The following is a 19,544-nucleotide window of genomic DNA, read 5'->3' as shown; positions in this document are numbered from 1 at the left end:
TGCCGAACTCAGTAGTGAAACCGCTCAGCGCCGATGGTAGTGTGGGGTCTCCCCATGCGAGAGTAGGTCATCGTCAGGCATCTATTCAGAAACCCCGGCCACTGGTCGGGGTTTCGTCGTTTGGGGGGCTCCCATGGAGAGTAGCGGAGCGCCGCCCGAGTCATCGTCAGGCATCTATACCGAAAGCCCTGGATTCGAATGAATCCGGGGCTTTCCTCGTTCTGCGGCTGTGGCAGCCGGTGAGAAAGGTTGAACGATCATGGTTACCAGGGCCTGCTCAGGGACTATGCTGTGAGCCACTGCAGGTATCGGGAGGCCTACCATGGCATGGCAACGCTGGTTAGCGCTGACGGTTGTGTTCGTGCTGATGCCCGGGGGCATGGGCCATGCGGCAGCGGACAAGCGTGTGCGGATCGCCACGCTCTTCGACTACCCTCCCTATGGCTTCTACAAGGAGGATAGGGCGCCTCGCTATGCTGAAGTGGTGGTACCGCCCGGTTCCGATGCGGTCGGATTCCAGGGCTACAGCTGGGACATCCTGCGCGAGAGCTTCCATGCTCAAGGCTATACCATTGAACTGGTCGTCACCCACTGGGCCAGGGCGATGGCCAGCGTCAAGGAAGGTCGCGTGGACCTGCTGTATCCGACCGGCATGAACACGGAGCGACTGGCCTACTTCTCCTATTCCCGTTCGCCCATCAACGATGCAGCCTTCCGGGTCTACATCAATCCGGAGACGGAGATCGACTGGCAAGGCTTGTCGTCCCTGGATGGCATGACCATCGGCATGGTGCGCGGCTACAACTTTGGCGATGCCTGGGCCGCGCAGGAAGGGATCTCGAAGTATCCCGTGGACAGTATCGAGCAGGGGTTCCGCATGCTGGAGCGGCAGCGTCTGGATGGTTTTGCGGGGTACGAAACGAACTGGGACTACGTGCTCAAGGAAATGGGCCTGCAGGATCGGTTCGAGAAGCTGCCGGAGTTCGGTTCCAGCAAGGAGTATGTGGTCGGCCTGCGGGACAACCCGACCACCGAGCAGCTATTGCGCGACTTCGATACCGGCTTCGACCTGATTCGGGAGTCAGGGGAGTATCGACGGATTACCGAGCGTTGGCGTTGAGACGGCGGTAGCCGGTCATGCCGACCGGCTGCCGTCCTGGCCTCAGCGGCAGAAAGTTTCCAGGGCCTCGATCAGGCTGTTCATCTCGTCCTCGGTGCCGATGGAGATACGCAGGAAGTCACGCAGGGCGTCGCTGCCGAAGTGGCGTACCAGAATGCCGCGCTCGCGCAGCCCGACAAACAGCTGGGCGGCGTCGAATTCGGAATGACGCGCCAGGATGAAGTTGGTCTGCGATGGTAGTGCCTCGAAGCCGAGATCTGCCAGGCGCCGTCGCGTCCGCTCCCGGGTGGTGATCACCTTCTCGCGGCAAGCCTCGAAGTGCTCCCTGTCTTCCAGTGCGGCAATGCCGATGGCGCTGGCCAGGCTGTCGATGGGGTAGGAGTTGAAGGAGTCCTTGACGCGCTCGAGCCCCTCGATCAGCTCGGGTGAGCCCACCGCGTAGCCCAGGCGTATCCCAGCCAGGCTGCGCGATTTGGAGAAGGTGCCGGTGACCAGCAGGTTGGGGTAATGCGCGACCAGCGGCACGGCGCTCTCGCCGCCGAAATCCACATAGGCCTCGTCCACCAGCACCACCGACTCGGTGACGCGCTCGAGCAGCCCGGCAATGGCGTCGCGGCCATGGCCATGGCCGGTGGGGGCATTGGGATTGGCGAAGATCACGCCGCCGCAGTCGGGGCCGAAGGCCTCCAGGTCCACCTGCCACTGGTCGTCGAGGGCGTGGGTGCGGCGCTCGATGCCATACAGTCTGCAGTAGACGGGATAGAAGCTGTAGGTGATGTCGGGCATCGCCAACGGCCTTGCCTGACAGAAGAAGGCGTGGAAGGCCAGCGCGAGGACTTCATCGGAGCCATTGCCGACGAAGACCTCCTCCACCGTCACGCCGAGCTCTCGAGCAAGCGCCTGGCGCAGGGCTCGCGACTCGGGATCGGGGTAGAGCCGCAGATGGTCCGTGGGGAAGTCGCGCAGCACCGCCCCGACGCCGGGTGCCGGGGGGTAGGGATTCTCGTTGGTGTTCAGCTTGGTCAGGCGTTCACGGGGCTGCTCGCCGGGTACATAGGGCGTCAGTTCGCGAACCACGGGGCTCCAGAACTTGCTCATGGTCACTCGCTCGGGTGGCTCGGGATGGATGGACTCCAGTCATGGTGACGCGCGCAGCGTGACCGCGCAAGCCGCCGGCATGCTAGGCTGGTGCCCATTTTCGCGTATCCGAATCCACTGGATCCCAACATGACGGCCCAGATCCTCGCCACCCTGCTGCCGGTGTTCCTGATCGCCGGCTGTGGAACCCTCTACGGTCGCTATCGCACCCCCGATATTCGCGGCATGAATACCCTCAACATGGAGCTGTTCGTGCCCATGCTGGTATTCGCCGTGCTCGCCGATGGACAGGCACCGCTGGAGGAGTATGTCGGCCTGGCGCTGGCCGGGGCGGTGGTGGTGCTGGGATCGGGGTTGCTGCTCTGGCCGCTGGCGAAATGGTTGCGTCTGGAGCCGAAGACCTTCCTGCCGCCGATGATGTTCAACAACTCGGGCAACATGGGGATCCCGTTGTTGTTGCTGGCCTTCGGCGAGGCGGCGCTACCGGCGGCGGTCGTGTTGTTCATCGTCGAGATGCTGCTGCACTTCTCGGTGGGTCTCTACATGCTTAGCCCGCAGACGCCGCTCTGGCGACTGCTGCGGATGCCCATCGTGCTGGCCAGCATCACTGGACTGGGCATCAACCTGGCGGGTGTGCCGCTGCCAGGCTGGCTGCTGGAGGCGCTACACATGCTGGGTGGGGTCTGCATTCCGCTGTTGCTCTTCGCCCTGGGGGTGAGGATGCTGGACATCGACTTCGGCGACTGGAAGGCCGGGTTGCTCGGGGCCCTGCTGTGTCCGCTCTCCGGCCTGGTGCTGGCGGCGCCGCTGGTGTGGCTGCTCGGCCTCGACGGACTCCAGGCCGCGGCACTGTGGGTGTTTGCCGCGCTGCCACCGGCGGTGCTCAACTATCTGGTGGCCGAGCAGTACCGTCAGGAGCCGCACAAGGTGGCCTCGCTCGTGCTGATCGGCAACCTGGGCAGCCTGGTGGTGATGCCGGTGGTACTGGCGGTGGTGTTCGCCTACGTGCATTCCGGTGCGTCATGACCGGGGAACCCCCGGCGCAGGAGACTGTCCGCTGATGGCGTGAGAGGTTATGCTGTCACTCAGGCTGCCGTGGCTAACGGCGTCATGCCCTTTGGTTAGGAGGACTAAAATGCAAATCAGGACCTTGCTGGCCGGCTCGGCCTTGCTCGCCCTGCTGGCCGGTTGTGCCGCCGGCCCGACCGATGATCGTGCTGCGGCACCCGAAATGGACGACTCCGAGGTGGTCTATCAGGGCACCCTGCCGTGCCGCAATTGTGATGGGATCGATCTCGACGTGCGGCTGACCGGTGACGAGCAGTCGACAGCGGAGGAGCGCACCTTCTCCCTCCAGGCCACCTACCGGGAGCACCCGCAGAATCCGCCTGACGAGAACTATGCCGGCAACTGGGAGGTGCTCGGTGGCACTGCTGCGGATCCGGATGCCACCGTCTACGAACTGACGCCGGACGGCGAGGGCCAGATCTACTATTTCCTGCGTGTCGACGACCAGACGCTGGAGTTGATCGATCCCCAGCGCCGCCGCTTCCAGAACAACGAGATGCTGCAGTTGCAGCGTCAGTGATCGCCGGAGCAGCGATTCGGGAGGGCGGCCTGCGGGCCGCCCTCCTGCGTTAGAATGGACGCGACACGTCAATAGAGAGCACCGCATGGCCAAAGCGAAAAGCGCCTTCGTCTGCACCGAGTGCGGCGCCGAATACCGCAAGTGGCAGGGGCAGTGCAGCAGCTGCCAGGAATGGAACACCCTGAGCGAAGTGCGCCTGGCGGCGGCGCGGCCCGGCGCCGGCGTGGCCACCGGTGCCGGTCGTGGCGGCTATGCCGGCGGCCTGTCGCGCGAGGTGGTCGACCTGGCCAACGTCGATCTCGCCGAAGTGCCGCGGCTCTCCTCGACCTTCGAGGAGTTCGACCGGGTTTTGGGGGGCGGCCTGGTACCGGGGTCGGCGGTGCTGCTGGGCGGCAACCCCGGAGCCGGCAAGTCGACCCTGCTGCTGCAGACCGCCTGCAAGCTGGCCCAGGGACGCCGAGTCCTCTACGTCACCGGCGAGGAGTCGCTCTCCCAGGTGGCGATGCGCGCCCACCGCCTGCAGTTGCCCACCCGGGGGCTCAAGATGCTGGCCGAGACCAGTGTCGAGACCATTCTCGCCGTGGCCGAGCGCGAGCGTCCGGAGATACTGGTGATCGATTCCATCCAGACCATGCACCTGGAGGACATCTCGTCGGCGCCCGGTGGCGTGGCCCAGGTGCGTGAGTCCGCCGCGGCCATGACGCGCTTCGCCAAGCAGTCGAATACCGTGCTGCTGCTGGTGGGCCACGTGACCAAGGATGGCACCCTGGCCGGCCCCAAGGTACTCGAGCACATGATCGATGCCTCGCTGCTGCTCGAGGGCGGGGCCGACTCGCGCTTCCGCACCCTGCGGGGCCAGAAGAACCGCTTCGGGGCGGTCAACGAGCTGGGGGTGTTCGCCATGCTCGAGCACGGCCTCAAGGAGGTGAAGAACCCCAGCGCCATCTTCCTGTCGCGGGGCGAGGAGCAAGCTTCCGGCAGCCTGGTGATGGTGGTCTGGGAGGGCACGCGGCCGATCCTGGTGGAGGTGCAGGCGTTGCTCGACGACTCGGCGCTCGGCAATCCGCGCCGGGTCGCCGTGGGCCTGGACCAGAACCGCCTGGCGATGCTGCTGGCGGTACTGCATCGCCACGGTGGCCTGTTCACCGGCGACCAGGACGTCTTTCTCAACGTGGTCGGTGGGGTCAAGGTGCTGGAGACCAGCGCCGACCTCGCGGTGCTGCTGGCGGTGGTCTCCAGCCTGCAGAATCGCCCCCTGGCTCGCGAGCTGGTGGTGTTCGGCGAGGTGGGGCTCTCCGGCGAGATCCGCCCGGTGCCCAGCGGGCAGGAGCGTATCGTCGAGGCCGCCAAGCACGGCTTCCGGCGAGCCATCGTGCCGCGTGCCAATGCCCCCAAGCGCGCGCCCGAGGGCATGGAGGTGGTGGCGGTGGACAAGCTGGCCGATGCCCTGGAAGTGCTGTGAGACGTGTCCCGAAGGGCGCGCCCTCATGTTGTAGAATACCGGTAACGATTGCCAAGGAGAACGAGATGAGCGCCATCCGCCTGACTCAGTACAGCCATGGGGCCGGCTGTGGCTGCAAGATCGCCCCCGACGTACTCGACGGCATCCTGGCCAAGGCCGGGCCGGGCGCCAGTCACTCGCGGCTGATCGTCGGCAACCAGGGGCGGGAGGATGCCGCCGTCTACGACCTGGGCGACGGGCGCGGCATGATCGCCACCACCGATTTCTTCATGCCCATCGTCGACGATCCCTTCGACTTCGGCCGCATCGCCGCGATCAATGCCATCAGCGACGTCTATGCCATGGGAGGCAAGCCGGTGCTGGCACTCGGCATCCTGGGCTGGCCGCTGGACAAGCTGGGGCCGGAGGTGGCCGGTGACGTAGTGGCCGGCGCCCAGGCGGTGTGCCGCGAGTTGGGTCTGGCGCTGGCCGGGGGGCACTCCATCGATGCCCCGGAGCCGATCTTCGGCCTGGCGGTCAACGGCCTGGTGGATCTCACCCACCTCAAGCTCAACAAGGGGGCTCAGGTGGGCGACCTGCTGTTCCTGACCAAGCCACTGGGCGTGGGCATGCTGACCACCGCCGAGAAGCAGGGCCTGCTCGATGTCGACCACCAGGGGCTGGCGCGCGAGACCATGCTCAAGTCCAACGCCATTGGCATGGAGCTGGCAACGGTCAAGGGGGTGAACGCCATGACCGATGTCACCGGCTTCGGCCTGGCGGGCCACCTGGCCGAAGTGTGTGCGACCAGCGGCGTGGCCGCGCGAGTCGACTTCCGTCGCCTACCGCGCCTGGTCGAGGCCGAGGCCTATCGCCGCCAGGGGGCGGTGCCGGGAGGTACCCGGCGTAACCGGGAGGCGCTGGGTGCCTCGCTGCCGGCCATGGACGAGGCGCACTGGCAGTGGCTCTGCGATCCCCAGACCTCGGGGGGGCTGCTGCTGTCGGTGCATCCCTCCTGGGAGGATGACGTCGAGCGCATCGGCCGTGCCCACGGCATCGAGCTCGTGCCCTTCGGCGAGATCATCTCCGCCACGAGCGAGGTGCTGATCGAGGTGCGTGGATGAGCCTGCCGCTGGTCGAGCCGGACCTCGCGCTACTGCGGGAAGGGCGCATGCTGATCGACGTGCGTGCCCCGGTCGAGTTCGCCCAGGGGGCGCTGCCCGGTGCCGTCAACCTGCCGCTGATGGACGACGAGGAGCGTCACCTGGTCGGCATCGCCTACAAGCAGCACGGTCAGCAGGCCGCCATCGAGCTCGGCGAGCGGCTGGTTCGCGACGGGATCAAGGCGACCAGGGTCGCCGCCTGGCGCCGACTGGTCGAGTCCCGCCCCGACGCCATCATCTACTGCTTTCGCGGCGGGTTGCGCTCGCAGGTCGCCCAGCAGTGGCTGATGGATGCCGGCCTCGAGCGCCCGCGTATCCGCGGGGGCTGGAAGGCGATGCGCCAGGCGCTCTGCGCGCGGATCGATGCCGCCGCCGAGCAGCCGCTGCTGGTGGTGGGCGGGCTGACCGGCTGCGCCAAGACGGCGCTGATCCGGGCGCTCGCCAATGGGCTCGACCTGGAGGGGTGTGCTCGCCACAAGGGCTCCGCCTTCGGGCGTCACCCGCTGCCGGCGCCCTCCCAGATCGACTTCGAGCACGCCATGGGGCTACGCCTGCTGGATCTGCCGGGGTCGCTGGTCGTCGAGGACGAGTCCCGTCACATCGGGGCCGCCAACATTCCACTGACTTTCTGGCGGGCCATGGAGTCCGCACCGCGGCTGCGGGTGGAGATGCCCCTGGACTGGCGACTCGTGCAGATCCACAAGGACTACATCGACGATCTCTGGGAGGTTCATCGCCAGCAGTTCGGCGACTGGTTGGGCTGGGCGTTGATGCGCAAGCAGCTCGCCGGCTCCCTGGCCCGGCTCAGGAAACGCCTGGGCAGTGCTCGGCTGGCCAGGCTGCAGCGGTTGCAGGCGCTGGCCTTCCGTGAGCACGAGCGTGGTAACCGTCAGGCCCACGAGGCGTGGCTGGCCCCGCTGCTCACCGAATACTACGACCCCATGTACCGCCACCAGCTGGCGAAGCATCCCGAGCAGCGCTTCCTCCACGTGGGGGACTGGGAGAGCTGCCTCGAGGCGGCCAGGGCCTGGTCGACCGAGGCCAGGCCCTCGGCACCCGGCCAGCCGGCCTGAGGCCGCATCAGGCCGGGACGCTGCGCAGCCATTGGCTGAGTACGCGATCGAGCAGCGGGGCGAGGAGGTCGAACCGTTTCGGCTCGTCGAGCATGGCGTCGCGCGGTTGGGTATGGGGGCTGGTGTCGCAGCCAGCGGGTGGGACCTGGTGGTCGAGCAGCGCGGTCACGCTGTCCGGGGTCGCCTCCAGGTGGCAGAGCAGGCCGACCACCCGGCCGGCATCCCAGGCGAACCCCTGCACCGGGCTCGCCGCACTGCCGCCCAGGGGCTGGCTGTCGTCGGGTAGCCCGAAGACATCGCGGTGCCACATGAAGGCGTCGAACTGCTCCGGCAGGTCGAAGGGGCTGTCGGGAGCCAAATCGATCCGATGCCAGCCGGTCTCGGCGAAGGTGCCCGCCGAGACCACGGCGCCCAGCGCCGAGGCGATCAGCTTCGCGCCCAGGCCGATGCCCAGCAGCGGCTTGCTGCCGTCGAGGGCCTGCTCGACCAGCTTGCGCTCTCGTCGGAGCCAGGGGTGCTCGGCATCATCGGCGCTGCCCATGGGCCCGTCGAGCACGACCAGGGCGTCGCAGTCGGCCAGCCGGGGCGGAAGCTCCCCCGCATCGAGGTGAAAGATCGTATAGCTGTGGCCCATGCTGGTCAGCCAGTCGGCCAACCGGGCCGGACCATGGTGGGGACTGTGCTGAAGCAGGTGAAGGTGCATGGAAGCCTCGCCATCGATGGGTGGACGCAGTGGAGTGAAAGTGTGGAGCGAAAGGGTACATGAAGCGTGAGCTGGAGGAACAGATCTACACCATCGTGGCGGCGATACCTCCGGGGCGGGTGACCACCTACGGAGGCATCGCCGCGATGACCGACGGGGCCACCCCGCGCATGGTGGGGGCGGCGCTGCGGCGCTTGCCGGACGGGCACGGGCTGCCCTGGCATCGGGTGATCAGTGCCTCCCGCCGGCTCGCCGATCATGGCGGTGCGCGGACCCAGCGCGACCTGCTGATCGCCGAGGGCGTGGCCTTCGATGTGCGCGGCCGGGTCGACGCCGAGCGGCTCTGGCCCTGAGGCCGATCGCTGCCATCCAGACATGAGACAACCGATCAGCGAGGAGACTTCATGAGCCAGGCTTCCGGCGGCTTCCACCAGCGGCTGCAGCGACTCGAGCCGCGACGGCAGCAGGCCTTCATGGCGGCGCTGTGCGAGCGGCTGCTGCCCAATTACGTTCTCTATGCCCAGACGTGTGGTCACGGTGACCCGCATGGCTTGCGGGTGATCCTCGACCTGGTCTGGGAGCGGCTGGTGGTGCATGGCGCGAAGATAGACTTCGAGCGCCAGGCCGAGAAGCTGGCCGAGCTCGAGCCACCGGCGGACGATGACAGCTTCGGCGCCCGGCGGGCCCTGGAGGCGGTGGTGGCGCTCTCGGCGCTGCTCGACACCCTGCGCGGCGAGGCTCCCGAGGCGGTGCTCGAGGTCAGTCGCACCTCGAAGGGCGGCGTGCGCGCCTACATCGAGCTCACCGAGGGCGAGGAGGATGCCGGGCGGCTTGCCGTGCTGGTGCGCGATCATCCGCTGATGGCCGACGAGAACGACTTCCAGGATGCGGTGCTCGAGGCGGTCGAAGGCCCGCTCGATCGCGATGCGATCAAGCTGCTGCGCCGCCTGGGGCGCAACGATGGCGTCAGCAATCTGGGCCTGTCGATGGACTAGACGCTAGAAGCGCACGCCGGCGGTCACCAACAGGCCGGCGGTGCCGAACACGATCAGGTCGGACTCGACGCGCCCCCACTGCACGCCGACGCTGGGCAGTGCCGCCGGGGCGATCCCGTAGCGATTGAAGGGGATCTTGTCGCGGTACTCGCCGCGGTAGCCGTGGAGGGCGCCGGCGGTGAGCTTGGCGCGAAAGGTGACCGACTCGGCGGGTTTCCAGAAGGGAAACTCCCGGCCCACATAGAGATAGAGGGAGTCCTGGTCGAAGGAGTTCTTGAACCACGCCGTCCCGGCCAGCCAGCGCTGCGGATTGTGCAGCTCGAAGCCGATCAGCCGCTGATCGTCGGTGTGTTCCGGATCGGCACTGTGGTGGCGTGTGTAGAGACTGGTCTGCACCAGTGCGTGATCGAGCTCCAGGGCCGGTGGCCAGATCGGCGCTTCCTCGGCAGCGGCCTGGCCCGTGACTGCCAGCAGCAGGAGCATGGCCAGGACCATGACGCCGCCAGCCGCCGCCTTCCATGGTGATTGCATCGTGTCCGACTCTCCCGGATGCCTGTCAGAGGCGCATCTCGATACCGCGTTCGGCCATGTAGCGCTTGGCCTCGGGGATGGTGTATTCGCCGAAGTGGAAGATGCTGGCGGCGAGCACCGCATCGGCACCGCCCTCGAGCACGCCCTCGACCAGATGGTCGAGGTTGCCGACGCCGCCGGAGGCGATCACCGGCACGGTCACCGCCTCCGAGATGGCACGGGTCACGCCCAGGTCGAAGCCGACCTTGGTGCCGTCCCGGTCCATGCTGGTGAGCAGCAGCTCTCCGGCGCCGTATTCGACCATCTTCCTGGCCCACTCCACGGCATCGAGCCCGGTGGGGCGACGCCCGCCGTGGGTGAAGATCTCCCAGCGCAGCGGTTCGCCCTCTCCGGATATCCGCTTGGCGTCGATGGCCACCACGATGCACTGGTTGCCGAAGCGTTCGGCGGCCTCGCGCACGAAGTCGGGGTTGTTCACCGCGGCGGTGTTGATCGATACCTTGTCCGCCCCCGCATTGAGCATGGTGCGGATGTCGTCGCAGGTGCGAATGCCGCCGCCCACGGTCAGCGGGATGAACACCTCGCCAGCGATGCGCTCGACCATCTCGACCGTGGTGCCGCGGTCCTCGTGGCTCGCCGTGATGTCGAGAAAGGTGATCTCGTCGGCGCCCTGCTGGTTATAGCGCTGGGCGATCTCCACGGGATCACCGGCGTCGCGGATGCCGATGAAGTTGACGCCCTTGACCACGCGGCCGGCGTCCACGTCCAGACAGGGAATGATGCGCTTGGCCAGTCCCATGATTCAGCTCCCGGCTCGCTTGAGCCCTGCAGTGAGTTCGTCGCACAGTCGTTGGCCCTCGGCCACGTCCAGCGAGCCCTCGTAGATGGCACGGCCGGTGATGGCGCCGAGAATGCCGGGCTCACCGGCGGCGATCAGCGCGCGCAGGTCGTCGAGGTCGGTCACCCCGCCCGAGGCGATCACCGGCAGTCCGCCCTCGCGGGCAAGCGCCGCGGTGGCCTCGACGTTGACGCCGGACATCATGCCGTCGCGGGCGATGTCGGTGTAGACGATGCTGGAGACGCCGTCGTCGGCGAAGCGCTTGGCCAGGTCGGTGGCCTTCACCGACGAGACCTCGGCCCAGCCGTCGGTGGCCACGTAGCCGTCGCGGGCGTCGAGGCCGACGATCACGTGGCCGGGGAAGGCGCGGCACATCTCGCCGACGAAGTCGGGCTCCTTCACCGCCTTGGTGCCGATGATCACGTAGGAGACGCCGGCGGCGAGGTAGTGCTCGATGGTGGAGGCTTCGCGGATGCCACCGCCGATCTGGATCGGCAGTTCCGGCCAGGCGCGGGCGATGGCGGTGACCGCCTCGCCGTTGACCGGTGCGCCCTCGAAGGCGCCGTTGAGGTCGACCAGGTGGAGGCGGCGTGCGCCGGCCTCGACCCAGCGGGCGGCCATGGCCACGGGGTCGTCGCCGTAGGTGGTGGCGTCGTCCATGCGGCCCTGCTTGAGGCGGACGCACTTGCCATCCTTGAGGTCGATGGCGGGAATTACCAGCATGTCAGTGTCCTCGATTGGCCCAGCCGCGGGCGCCTGCAGGAAGAGGGGCGCGGCCGCGGGCGCCTGTGGAGTGTGGCGCCGCTCAGGGCGTCCATTGAACGAAGTTTTCCAACAGCTTGAGGCCGGCGCGTGAGCTCTTCTCCGGGTGGAACTGCACGGCGAAGGTGGCGTCCCGGCCGATGGCCACATGGGCGCTTATCCGGCCGTAGTCGGTGGTGCCGAACACCGTGGCGTCATCCGCCGCCTCGACATAGTAGCTGTGCACGAAGTAGAAGTGCTCGTCCTGGTCGATCCCGGCCCACAGCGGATGATCGTGGTGCTGGTGCACCAGGTTCCAGCCCATGTGGGGCACCTTGAGGCGCTGCCCGAGGTCGTCTCGCATGTCGACTGGAAAACGTTTCACCTCGCCGGGCAGGAACCCCAGGCAGTTGATGCCGTTGTTCTCCTCGCTGTGATCGAGCAGCATCTGCTGACCTACGCAGATGCCCAGCAGCGGCTTGGCTTGCCGGGCGAGCAGCTCTTCCACCAGCCCGCGCAGCTCGGTGCGCTCGAGCTCGCCCATGCAGTCGCGAATGGCACCCTGGCCCGGCAGCACCAGTCGGGTGGCACCGCGGATGCAGCGCGCGTCGCGGGTCACGATCACGTTCTCGTGGGTGACGTGCTCCAGTGCCTTGGCAACGGAATGCAGGTTGCCCATTCCGTAGTCGATGACGGCAATGGTCATGGGGCGCTCCTCGTATGATTGCAGGCCGGGCTCAGAGGCAGCCCTTGGTGGAGGGCATCTGACCGGCCATGCGCGGGTCCGGCTCGACGGCCATGCGCAGCGCGCGGCCGAAGGCCTTGAAGATGGTTTCCGCCTGGTGGTGGGCATTGAAGCCCTTGAGGTTGTCGATGTGCAGGGTCACCCGGGCATGGTTGACGAAGCCCTGGAAGAACTCCCAGAACAGCTGGGTATCGAGGCGGCCGATGGCGGCGCGGGTGAACTCCACGTCCATGAACAGGCCCGGGCGGCCGGAGAAGTCTACCACGACACGCGACAGGGCCTCGTCCAGGGGCACATAGGCATGCCCATAGCGACGGATGCCGAGCTTGTCGCCGATCGCCTGATCGAAGGCCTGGCCCAGGGTGATGCCGAGGTCCTCGACGGTGTGATGGTCATCGATATGCAGGTCGCCGACCGCCTTGACCTCCAGGTCGATCAGGCCGTGGCGTGCCACCTGATCGAGCATGTGGTCGAGAAAGGGAACGCCGGTCTCGCAGGTCAGGCGACCCTCGCCATCGAGGTTGACGGTGACGCTGATCTGGGTCTCCCGGGTGTCGCGGGTGACCGTGGCGATACGCTCGGACATGTAGGGTCTCCAGCGCCGGGGCGCATATCGGATAGGGCCGGTGCCAGGCACCGGGCCGAGAAGCGAATGGGCGAAGGGACTGCTGTGCCTGTCGCCGCGAGCCTGCCATTATAGAGAATTGGCCACCCCATCCGCTACAATGCGCCCAATTCAGCGGTGGCGAGTCTCGCCACCCCGGCTCAGGGAGATCCAAGCATGCCGGTGACACTCCACCCCGTCGACCGGGCCGCCTGGGAAGCGGATGCCCAGGCGCGATCCGACCTCGCCCGTATCTATGCCGATGCCCCCGCCGAGCGTCTGCCGCTGCCCGTGGCCGATTTCATTCGCGAGCACCTGGCGGCCAGCCACTTCTTCTTCTGCGCGCGCTTCAACGATCGCCTGATCGGCGCCGTGGCGGTGGAGGACGACGGCGAGGCCTGGTGGCTGTCGCACTGCTGCGTGCGCAAGACCACCCGCCGGCGCGGCGTGGGGTCGCGGCTGCTGGCGCTGGTCGGTGAGTCGGCGCTGGTCGAGGGGCGCAAGCTGCGCGCCCCCTCGTCACAGCTGCCGGTGGCCGACCAGATGCTGCTCGCCCGGCTCGGCTATCGGCTGACCCGGGCCGGCGACTACTTCGAACTCAACCTGCTGGGACGGGGAGACGAGCAATGAAGCGGCTATTCCGCACCTTGCTGGCGGCCATCGGCATCCTCGCCCTGGTGGTGGTCGGGGCGGTGGTCTATGTCACCACCTTCTTCGATCCCGACGACCTCAAGCCCCGCCTGGTCGAGGTGGTACGCGAGCAGAGTGGCCTCGAGCTGTCGTTGGAGGGGCCGCTGACCTGGTCCTTCTACCCGCGGCTCGGGGTGAGCGTCGAGAAGGCCGAGGCCTGGCTGCCCGAGCAGGAGAGCGCGGAGGAGGACTCCTTCGCGGCCTTTCGTCATGCCGAGGTGAGCCTCTCCTTCGCCCCCCTGCTGCGTGGCGAGATCGCCATCGACGGCCTGACCCTCGACGGCCTGCGGCTCAACCTGGAGCGCGACGAGGAGGGGCGCGGCAACTGGGAGGTGCTGCTCGAGCGCCTCGCCCAGGATCGCGAAGCCGCCGAAGGAGCACTGGCGCCGGCCAGCGCCGGTCCCGCCCCCGACAGTACCGATGGCGGCAGCAACCTGGACGTGGCCCTGAACATTGCCAGCGTGCAGCTACGCGAGGGTGAGGTCCGCTTCCGCGATCTCCAGACCGACCGGGAGATGCTGTTCGAGGGGCTCAACGTCACCGGCAGCAACGTCAACCCCAACCGCCCCTTCTCGCTCAAGGCGTCCTTCCGGCTCGCCGCTCACGACACCCTGAACTGGCGCGAGCTGGAGCGCCCGGCCCGATTGGCCAGCGACGTCTCCCTCGAGAGCAGGGTCAGCCTGGGCCTGGCCGACGGGCGCTATGTGCTGGAGGACCTGACCCTGAACACCACCAGCCGATTGGCCGATGTCGAGGGGGAGCAGCAGGCCAACCTGCAGAGTGGCGAGCTGGTGGCCAACGTGGAGGGCCGGCGGCTGCGCCTGGACGAGGGCCGGCTCGATGCCAGCCTGCTGCATCCGAGCCTCGGTGAGAAGAGCCTGCCGCTGTCGCTGGACTTCAAGCTGGAGGCCGACCTGGCCGAGCAGACCGCCCAGCTGCGAGAGCTGGAGCTGACCGGTGAGGATGGCCTGCGACTCAGCGGCAGCCTGAACCTGAGCCGGCTGTCCGATGCCCCCTCCTATACCGGCCAACTGAGCCTGGCGCCGCTGTCGTTGCGTCCCTGGCTCGCCCGGCTGGACATGATGCCGGCGATGGCCAGCGACTCGGCGCTCTCCGACGTGGCCCTGACCAGTCCGCTGCAGGGTGACCTGGAGCGACTCGAGCTGACCGGGCTGACCCTGGTGCTGGACGACAGCACCTTGACCGGGCGTCTGGCGGCCGGGTTCGATGGCCATCTGCTCGATTTCGACCTGCAGGGCGACAGCCTGGATCTGGACGCCTACTTGCCGCCGGCGGAGCCGGCGGCCGAGAGTGCTTCGCTGCGAGGCCTGCCGGGCATCCAACGGGCCTATGCCGACGAGCCCGGCACCCTGGTGCCGACCGAGTGGCTGGCGGAGCTCGACCTCGATGGCAAACTCAGTCTCGGGGAGCTGCGCCTGATGGGGCTCGACTTCAGTGACGTGAACCTCGAGCTCACCGGCAGCGACGGCCGAGTGCGTCTGGTCTCGTTCGACTCGGCCTTCCACGAAGGCAACCTGGCGGCCAGCGGCGAGCTCGGGCTACGTGACGAACCGCTGAGCTGGGCCCTGGCGCCGCGATTCTCCCGGGTGCGCATCGACTCCCTGCTCGAGGCGCTCGGCGAGGAGCCGGCACCGCTGCGCGGGCGGTTCAGTGGCGAAGGGGAGTTGACCTCCCGCGGCAATACCTGGCCGGAACTGAAGCGCCACCTCAACGGCCCCCTCGCCACACGTATCGAGGAGGGAGCGATCCTCGAGGTCAACGTCTCCCGCGAGCTGTGCATGGCGGTGGCCACCCTGGAAGGCGAGGAGAGCACTCGCGACTGGCATCCCGATACCCGCTTCGACCGTGCCGATGCCACCTTCGAACTACGCGACGGTACCCTCCACAGCGATGACCTGCGGGTCACCATCCCCGGCATCGAGCTGGGTGGCGAGGGCCAGCTCGATCTGATCAGCGAGCGCTTCGACCTGCGGGCCGCGGCAGGTTTCGTCGATACCGCCGATGCGGCGTGCAACGTCAATCCGCGACTGGAGCGAGTGCCCTTCCCGGTGCGCTGCGAGGGCAGCCTGGACGAGGACAGCAGCGACTGGTGCCGCTTCGACCGCGAGGCCTTCCAGGGCGCGGTGGCCGAGCTGGCGCGCGACGAGGCCACCCGCCGCGCCGGCGAGGAGGTCGAGCGGCGACTCGAGGGTGCCATCGAGGATCTCGATGAGCGCCTCGGCGAGGGCTCGGGCGAGGAACTTCGTGACGCGCTGCGTGGTCTGCTCAATTGAGCATCAAGCAAGCCAGTCCCTGCGCCGACCCCGAGTCGGCGCTTTTTTTCGCCTTTTTCGCCTGCCGTTTCTTTTCCTGCAAGGAATCACCATGAAGGAGAGGCCGACGCCCGTGCTTCCGGCCGACGTCTTCCAGCAGCGCCTGCTGACCTGGTTCGACGACCACGGCCGCCATGACCTGCCCTGGCAGCAGCAGCGGACGCCCTACCGGGTCTGGGTCTCGGAGATCATGCTGCAGCAGACCCAGGTCACCACGGTGATCCCCTATTTCGAACGCTTCATGGCGCGCTTCCCCGCCATCGCCTCGCTGGCCACGGCCGAGCAGGACGAGGTGCTGCACCTGTGGACGGGGCTCGGCTACTATGCCCGCGGCCGCAACCTGCACAAGGCCGCCCGGGTAGTGATGGAGGAGCATGGTGGCGAGCTGCCGCTGGAGCTCGAGGCGCTGGCTGCACTGCCCGGCATCGGTCACTCCACTGCCGGTGCCATCATCAGCCAGAGCAGTGGCCGGCGGGCGGTGATCCTCGATGGCAACGTCAAGCGCAGCCTGACCCGGCTGCATGCGGTGGCGGGCTGGCCGGGCCGCCCGGCGGTGGAGCGCCGCCTCTGGGCCCTGGCCGAGTACTACACCCCGCACGCGCGGCTCGCCGACTATACCCAGGCGATGATGGACCTGGGGGCGACCCTCTGTCGCCGTGGTCGTCCCGACTGCGAGCGCTGCCCCTTCGATGATGTCTGCGTGGCCCGCGCCCGGGGCGAGGAGCGGCGCTTTCCCGAGTCGAAGCCGAAGAGGGCGCTGCCCACACGGACCACCGTCATGCTGCTGCTGCGCGATGAACGGGACCGGGTACTGCTCGAGCAGCGCCCCTCCAGCGGCCTGTGGGGCGGGCTCTGGAGCCTGCCCCAGTTCGACGATGACGCCTCCCTGCGGGCCTGGCTCGATGCTCATGCCCCCGCTGCCGAACTCGAGTCCGGCTGGACGCCCTTTACCCATGTCTTCAGTCACTTTCGCCTGGAGATCACCCCGCAGCCGGCGCGGATCGGCGCCCTCGATTCGGTGGGCGAGGCCCGTCGCTGGTACGATCCCCGGGAGCCGGACAGCATCGGCCTGGCGGCCCCGGTGAAGTCGCTGCTGACGTCGCTTGCGCCCTTTGCGCTAACGGCGCCCACCGGCCCCTGACCGCCCCCTGTCTTACGCCCCCATCCCGAGGAGAACGCCCGATGAGCCAGACCGTGTTCTGTCGCAAGTACCAGCAGGAGCTCGAGGCCCTGCCGTTTCCACCCCTGCCCGGCAAGAAGGGCCAGGAGATCCAGGCCAGCGTGTCGAAGCGGGCCTGGGAGGAGTGGCAGGCGTTGCAGACCCGACTGATCAACGAGAAGCACCTCAACATGCTCGATCCGGCCTCCCGGGAGTATCTGATGGAGCAGATGGAACGCTTCCTCGACAACCGCGAGACCGATCAGGCGGAGGGCTATGTGCCCCGCGGGGAGTGACCCGATGACCGAGTCCTGTGCGCCATCTTTTTGAAACGGAAGGGGTTGACGAAAACGGCCCCTTGGGGTTTAATACGCCCCGTTGGCAGCGGCCAGATAGCTCAGTCGGTAGAGCAGGGGATTGAAAATCCCCGTGTCGGCGGTTCGATTCCGTCTCTGGCCACCACACTGCTGGGGTATCGCCAAGTGGTAAGGCACCGGTTTTTGGTATCGGCATTCCCAGGTTCGAATCCTGGTACCCCAGCCACGCCAACCCTTTTCCGATCCTGCATTCGTGCGCGTCGGTCCCGAGCCGGCATAGCTCAGTTGGTAGAGCAACTGACTTGTAATCAGTAGGTCCCGGGTTCGACTCCTGGTGCCGGCACCATCAAGACGTCGGGACAATCAACGAGTTGCAGTATATGAAAACCGCCCATGAGGCGGTTTTTGCGTCTTTGTCCCCAGGCTCTCCACAGGGGCGCCCCGGGCCTTGAAACCCCTGTCGGGTACCACCACTTCACTTCACGCAGACCCCTGTCGGGGTCGCCACGGCGGTTTCGCCGTCACAACGAGTTCGAACTGAGACTGATCACGGATTCACAGGAGGTGATTCAGATGTCAGTGCAGACATCGTCCAACCAGACTCTCTTGCATACCATCGGCGACGCTCCCGAGCCCATCAGCCGGGTGAAGGGCGCACCACGCCATGGCCAGGATCCCTATCCCACCCGGCTCGCCGAGCCGCTGGACTTGCCCTGGCTCAGCCGCCGCGAGGCGGTAGTCAAGGGGCGTGCCGAGGATGGCCCCCTGAGCCAGGCGCAGCTCGACGCGTTCGAGCGCCAGGGCTTCCTGTTCGAGCCCGGCTTCATCAGCGGCGGCGAGCTCGCCGAGCTGCGTCGGGAGCTGAAGGCGCTGCTGGCCCGCGAGGACTTTCGTGGCCGCGACTTCAGCATCACCGAGCCCCAGGGCAAGGAGATCCGTTCGCTGTTCGCGGTGCACATCCTCTCCCGGCTGTTCTCGCGCCTGGCCCACGACGAGCGACTGATGGGGCGCGCCCGCCAGATCCTCGGCGGCGAGGCCTACGTGCACCAGTCGCGGATCAACTACAAGCCCGGCTTCGAGGGCAAGGGCTTCAACTGGCACTCGGACTTCGAGACCTGGCACGCCGAGGACGGCATGCCGGCCATGCATGCGGTGAGCGCCTCCATCGTGCTGACCGACAACCACCACTTCAACGGGCCGCTGATGCTGATCCCGGGCTCGCACCGGGTCTTCGTGCCCTGCCTCGGCGAGACGCCGGACGACCACCACAAGCAGTCGCTGAAGACCCAGGAGATCGGCGTGCCGAGCCGCGAGGTGCTGACCCGGCTTATCGAGCGCCACGGCATCGAGGCGCCCACCGGGGCCGGCGGCGGGCTGCTGATGTTCGACTGCAACACCCTGCACGGCTCCAACGCCAACATGTCGCCGGATCCGCGCAGCAACGTCTTCTTCGTCTACAATCGTCGCGACAATCGATGTGTGGAACCCTTTGCGGCACGCCGGCGGCGGCCGGGCTTCCTGGCCCACTCACCGGACGAGGAGTGGTCGCCACAGGCCTGAGGCTACCCGCCCGGCTCCGGAGTGTGGACCCGCGCCGCAGGTGGGGTAGACTGTGATGCCTGTCGTCGAGAAGCGGCACGCATCATGAGAAGGAGAAGATCCGCCATGCGCTTTGTTCCACGTTTCACCGATGGCCAGGAGTTTCCCCATGCGCTCGGCAAGATCGTCTGTGTTGGCCGCAACTATGCCGATCACGCCAGGGAGCTGGACAACCCGGTGCCCAGCGAGCCCCTGCTGTTCATCAAGCCGGCAACCAGCGCCGTGGCCCTCGAGGAGCCGTTGGATGCGCCCTTTTCCCGGGGCGAGGTGCACTACGAGACGGAGTTGGCGCTGCTGATCGGCGAGGAGCTGTCCCATGCCACCGCGGACGAGGCCGAACGGGCGGTGGTCGGCATCGGGCTGGCGCTGGACCTGACGCTGCGCGACATTCAGGCCCGTCTCAAGGAGAAGGGCCATCCCTGGGAAATCGCCAAGGCCTTCGACGGTGCCTGCCCGCTGTCGGCCTTCCTGCCGCTCGCCCAGGTGCCCAACTGGAGCGCCCTGACGTTCACCCTGGAGATCGACGGGGAACAGCGGCAGCACGGCGAGGGCGCCGACATGCTGTTCCCGGTGGCGACCCTGGTGGCGGAGATGAGCCGCCATTTCACCCTGCAGCCGGGCGACGTGGTGCTGACCGGCACCCCGGCCGGCGTGGGGCCGCTGCCCCGTGGCGCCGAGCTTCGCTTCATGCTCACCGGCGGGCTGGAGGTGACGACTCGCGTCATCGACTGAGTGTGCTGAACCCCGACACGACGATGCCCCCGCAGTCACGCCGCGGGGGCATCGTCGCGTTCGGGACGGGTCGC

General features: G+C 67.5%; 21 protein-coding genes, 3 tRNA genes and 1 rRNA gene. 18 read left to right on the top strand and 7 right to left on the bottom strand.

Going from position 1 to position 19,544, the window contains the following annotated elements:
• Positions 1-79, top strand: a 5S ribosomal RNA gene (rrf, locus tag QLQ85_RS22905); the annotation flags it as partial.
• A gap of 243 nt (positions 80-322) precedes the next feature.
• The gene (locus tag QLQ85_RS04355; RefSeq protein ID WP_282737873.1) at positions 323-1,120 is read left to right on the top strand and encodes a substrate-binding periplasmic protein; all 798 of its coding nucleotides are present in this window, start codon (positions 323-325) and stop codon (positions 1,118-1,120) included.
• Positions 1,121-1,162: 42 nt separating this feature from the next.
• Here the strand turns inward: QLQ85_RS04355 and hisC are convergent, their stop codons facing one another.
• The gene (gene hisC / locus QLQ85_RS04350; protein WP_282737872.1) at positions 1,163-2,218 is read right to left on the bottom strand and encodes a histidinol-phosphate transaminase; all 1,056 of its coding nucleotides are present in this window, start codon (positions 2,216-2,218) and stop codon (positions 1,163-1,165) included.
• 129 nt (positions 2,219-2,347) lie between these two features.
• Here hisC and QLQ85_RS04345 point away from each other — a divergent pair, with 129 nt between their 5' ends.
• From QLQ85_RS04345 to mnmH, 5 genes are all read left to right on the top strand, one after another.
• Positions 2,348-3,244 (top strand): AEC family transporter, encoded by an 897-nt coding sequence (locus tag QLQ85_RS04345; RefSeq protein WP_282737871.1) that lies wholly within the window; start codon positions 2,348-2,350, stop codon positions 3,242-3,244.
• 109 nt (positions 3,245-3,353) lie between these two features.
• Complete coding sequence (locus QLQ85_RS04340) at positions 3,354-3,806, top strand: copper resistance protein NlpE N-terminal domain-containing protein (protein WP_282737870.1); 453 nt, start codon at positions 3,354-3,356, stop codon at positions 3,804-3,806.
• An 85-nt stretch (positions 3,807-3,891) separates the two neighbouring features.
• A complete protein-coding gene (gene radA / locus QLQ85_RS04335) occupies positions 3,892-5,268 on the top strand; it encodes a DNA repair protein RadA (RefSeq protein WP_282737869.1) in 1,377 nt (458 codons plus the stop codon).
• A gap of 65 nt (positions 5,269-5,333) precedes the next feature.
• Positions 5,334-6,371: a selenide, water dikinase SelD gene (gene selD / locus QLQ85_RS04330; RefSeq protein ID WP_282737868.1), complete on the top strand. Its 1,038-nt coding sequence runs from the start codon at positions 5,334-5,336 to the stop codon at positions 6,369-6,371.
• Positions 6,368-7,483, top strand: a complete 1,116-nt coding sequence (mnmH, locus tag QLQ85_RS04325) for a tRNA 2-selenouridine(34) synthase MnmH (RefSeq protein ID WP_282737867.1) — start codon at positions 6,368-6,370, stop codon at positions 7,481-7,483. The genes selD and mnmH overlap by 4 nt, the downstream gene beginning before the upstream one ends.
• 7 nt (positions 7,484-7,490) lie before the next feature.
• Here mnmH and QLQ85_RS04320 read toward each other — a convergent pair whose 3' ends face one another.
• On the bottom strand, positions 7,491-8,186 hold the full coding sequence (locus QLQ85_RS04320) for a type 1 glutamine amidotransferase (protein WP_282737866.1): 696 nt from the start codon (positions 8,184-8,186) through the stop codon (positions 7,491-7,493).
• A gap of 59 nt (positions 8,187-8,245) precedes the next feature.
• On the opposite strand from QLQ85_RS04320, the gene QLQ85_RS04315 reads away from it, so the two are divergent.
• Entirely contained in the window at positions 8,246-8,539 is a 294-nt protein-coding gene (locus QLQ85_RS04315) for an MGMT family protein (RefSeq protein WP_102629671.1), read from the top strand.
• Positions 8,540-8,590: 51 nt separating this feature from the next.
• Positions 8,591-9,181, top strand: coding sequence for a YjaG family protein (locus tag QLQ85_RS04310; protein ID WP_282737865.1), 591 nt, complete (start codon positions 8,591-8,593; stop codon positions 9,179-9,181).
• A 3-nt stretch (positions 9,182-9,184) separates the two neighbouring features.
• On the opposite strand, the gene QLQ85_RS04305 is transcribed toward QLQ85_RS04310, so the two are convergent.
• The 5 genes from QLQ85_RS04305 to hisB all read right to left on the bottom strand — a co-directional run bounded on the left by QLQ85_RS04305 (position 9,185) and on the right by hisB (position 12,622).
• Positions 9,185-9,712, bottom strand: a complete 528-nt coding sequence (locus QLQ85_RS04305; protein WP_407650337.1) for a hypothetical protein — start codon at positions 9,710-9,712, stop codon at positions 9,185-9,187.
• A gap of 25 nt (positions 9,713-9,737) precedes the next feature.
• The gene (gene hisF / locus QLQ85_RS04300) at positions 9,738-10,511 is read right to left on the bottom strand and encodes an imidazole glycerol phosphate synthase subunit HisF (RefSeq protein ID WP_282737864.1); all 774 of its coding nucleotides are present in this window, start codon (positions 10,509-10,511) and stop codon (positions 9,738-9,740) included.
• A gap of 3 nt (positions 10,512-10,514) precedes the next feature.
• On the bottom strand, positions 10,515-11,273 hold the full coding sequence (gene hisA / locus QLQ85_RS04295) for a 1-(5-phosphoribosyl)-5-[(5-phosphoribosylamino)methylideneamino]imidazole-4-carboxamide isomerase (RefSeq protein WP_282719715.1): 759 nt from the start codon (positions 11,271-11,273) through the stop codon (positions 10,515-10,517).
• 82 nt (positions 11,274-11,355) lie between these two features.
• Positions 11,356-11,997: an imidazole glycerol phosphate synthase subunit HisH gene (gene hisH, locus QLQ85_RS04290; RefSeq protein WP_282719716.1), complete on the bottom strand. Its 642-nt coding sequence runs from the start codon at positions 11,995-11,997 to the stop codon at positions 11,356-11,358.
• A gap of 31 nt (positions 11,998-12,028) precedes the next feature.
• Complete coding sequence (gene hisB, locus QLQ85_RS04285) at positions 12,029-12,622, bottom strand: imidazoleglycerol-phosphate dehydratase HisB (RefSeq protein WP_282719717.1); 594 nt, start codon at positions 12,620-12,622, stop codon at positions 12,029-12,031.
• A gap of 195 nt (positions 12,623-12,817) precedes the next feature.
• On the opposite strand from hisB, the gene QLQ85_RS04280 reads away from it, so the two are divergent.
• The 9 genes from QLQ85_RS04280 to QLQ85_RS04240 all read left to right on the top strand — a co-directional run bounded on the left by QLQ85_RS04280 (position 12,818) and on the right by QLQ85_RS04240 (position 19,470).
• The gene (locus QLQ85_RS04280) at positions 12,818-13,270 is read left to right on the top strand and encodes an acetyl-CoA sensor PanZ family protein (protein ID WP_282719718.1); all 453 of its coding nucleotides are present in this window, start codon (positions 12,818-12,820) and stop codon (positions 13,268-13,270) included.
• A complete protein-coding gene (locus tag QLQ85_RS04275) occupies positions 13,267-15,624 on the top strand; it encodes an AsmA family protein (RefSeq protein ID WP_282737863.1) in 2,358 nt (785 codons plus the stop codon). Before QLQ85_RS04280 ends, QLQ85_RS04275 begins: the two co-directional genes overlap by 4 nt.
• Positions 15,625-15,715: 91 nt before the next feature.
• Positions 15,716-16,804, top strand: a complete 1,089-nt coding sequence (gene mutY, locus QLQ85_RS04270) for an A/G-specific adenine glycosylase (protein WP_282737862.1) — start codon at positions 15,716-15,718, stop codon at positions 16,802-16,804.
• A 41-nt stretch (positions 16,805-16,845) separates the two neighbouring features.
• Positions 16,846-17,118, top strand: a complete 273-nt coding sequence (locus QLQ85_RS04265) for an oxidative damage protection protein (RefSeq protein WP_282719723.1) — start codon at positions 16,846-16,848, stop codon at positions 17,116-17,118.
• 90 nt (positions 17,119-17,208) lie between these two features.
• Positions 17,209-17,284: transfer RNA gene (locus QLQ85_RS04260), tRNA-Phe, on the top strand.
• Positions 17,285-17,290: 6 nt separating this feature from the next.
• Positions 17,291-17,365: transfer RNA gene (locus QLQ85_RS04255), tRNA-Gln, on the top strand.
• Between the two features lie 44 nt (positions 17,366-17,409).
• Positions 17,410-17,485 (top strand) — tRNA-Thr (locus tag QLQ85_RS04250).
• A 227-nt stretch (positions 17,486-17,712) separates the two neighbouring features.
• On the top strand, positions 17,713-18,699 hold the full coding sequence (gene thpD / locus QLQ85_RS04245) for an ectoine hydroxylase (RefSeq protein ID WP_282737861.1): 987 nt from the start codon (positions 17,713-17,715) through the stop codon (positions 18,697-18,699).
• A gap of 105 nt (positions 18,700-18,804) precedes the next feature.
• Positions 18,805-19,470, top strand: coding sequence for a fumarylacetoacetate hydrolase family protein (locus QLQ85_RS04240; RefSeq protein ID WP_282737860.1), 666 nt, complete (start codon positions 18,805-18,807; stop codon positions 19,468-19,470).
• The last annotated feature ends 74 nt before the right edge of the window (positions 19,471-19,544 follow it).

The sequence above is a fragment of the Halomonas kalidii genome (genome assembly GCF_030010475.1).
GTDB classification, from domain to species: domain Bacteria; phylum Pseudomonadota; class Gammaproteobacteria; order Pseudomonadales; family Halomonadaceae; genus Halomonas; species Halomonas heilongjiangensis.
This window is presented reverse-complemented; position numbering and strand designations above follow the sequence as displayed.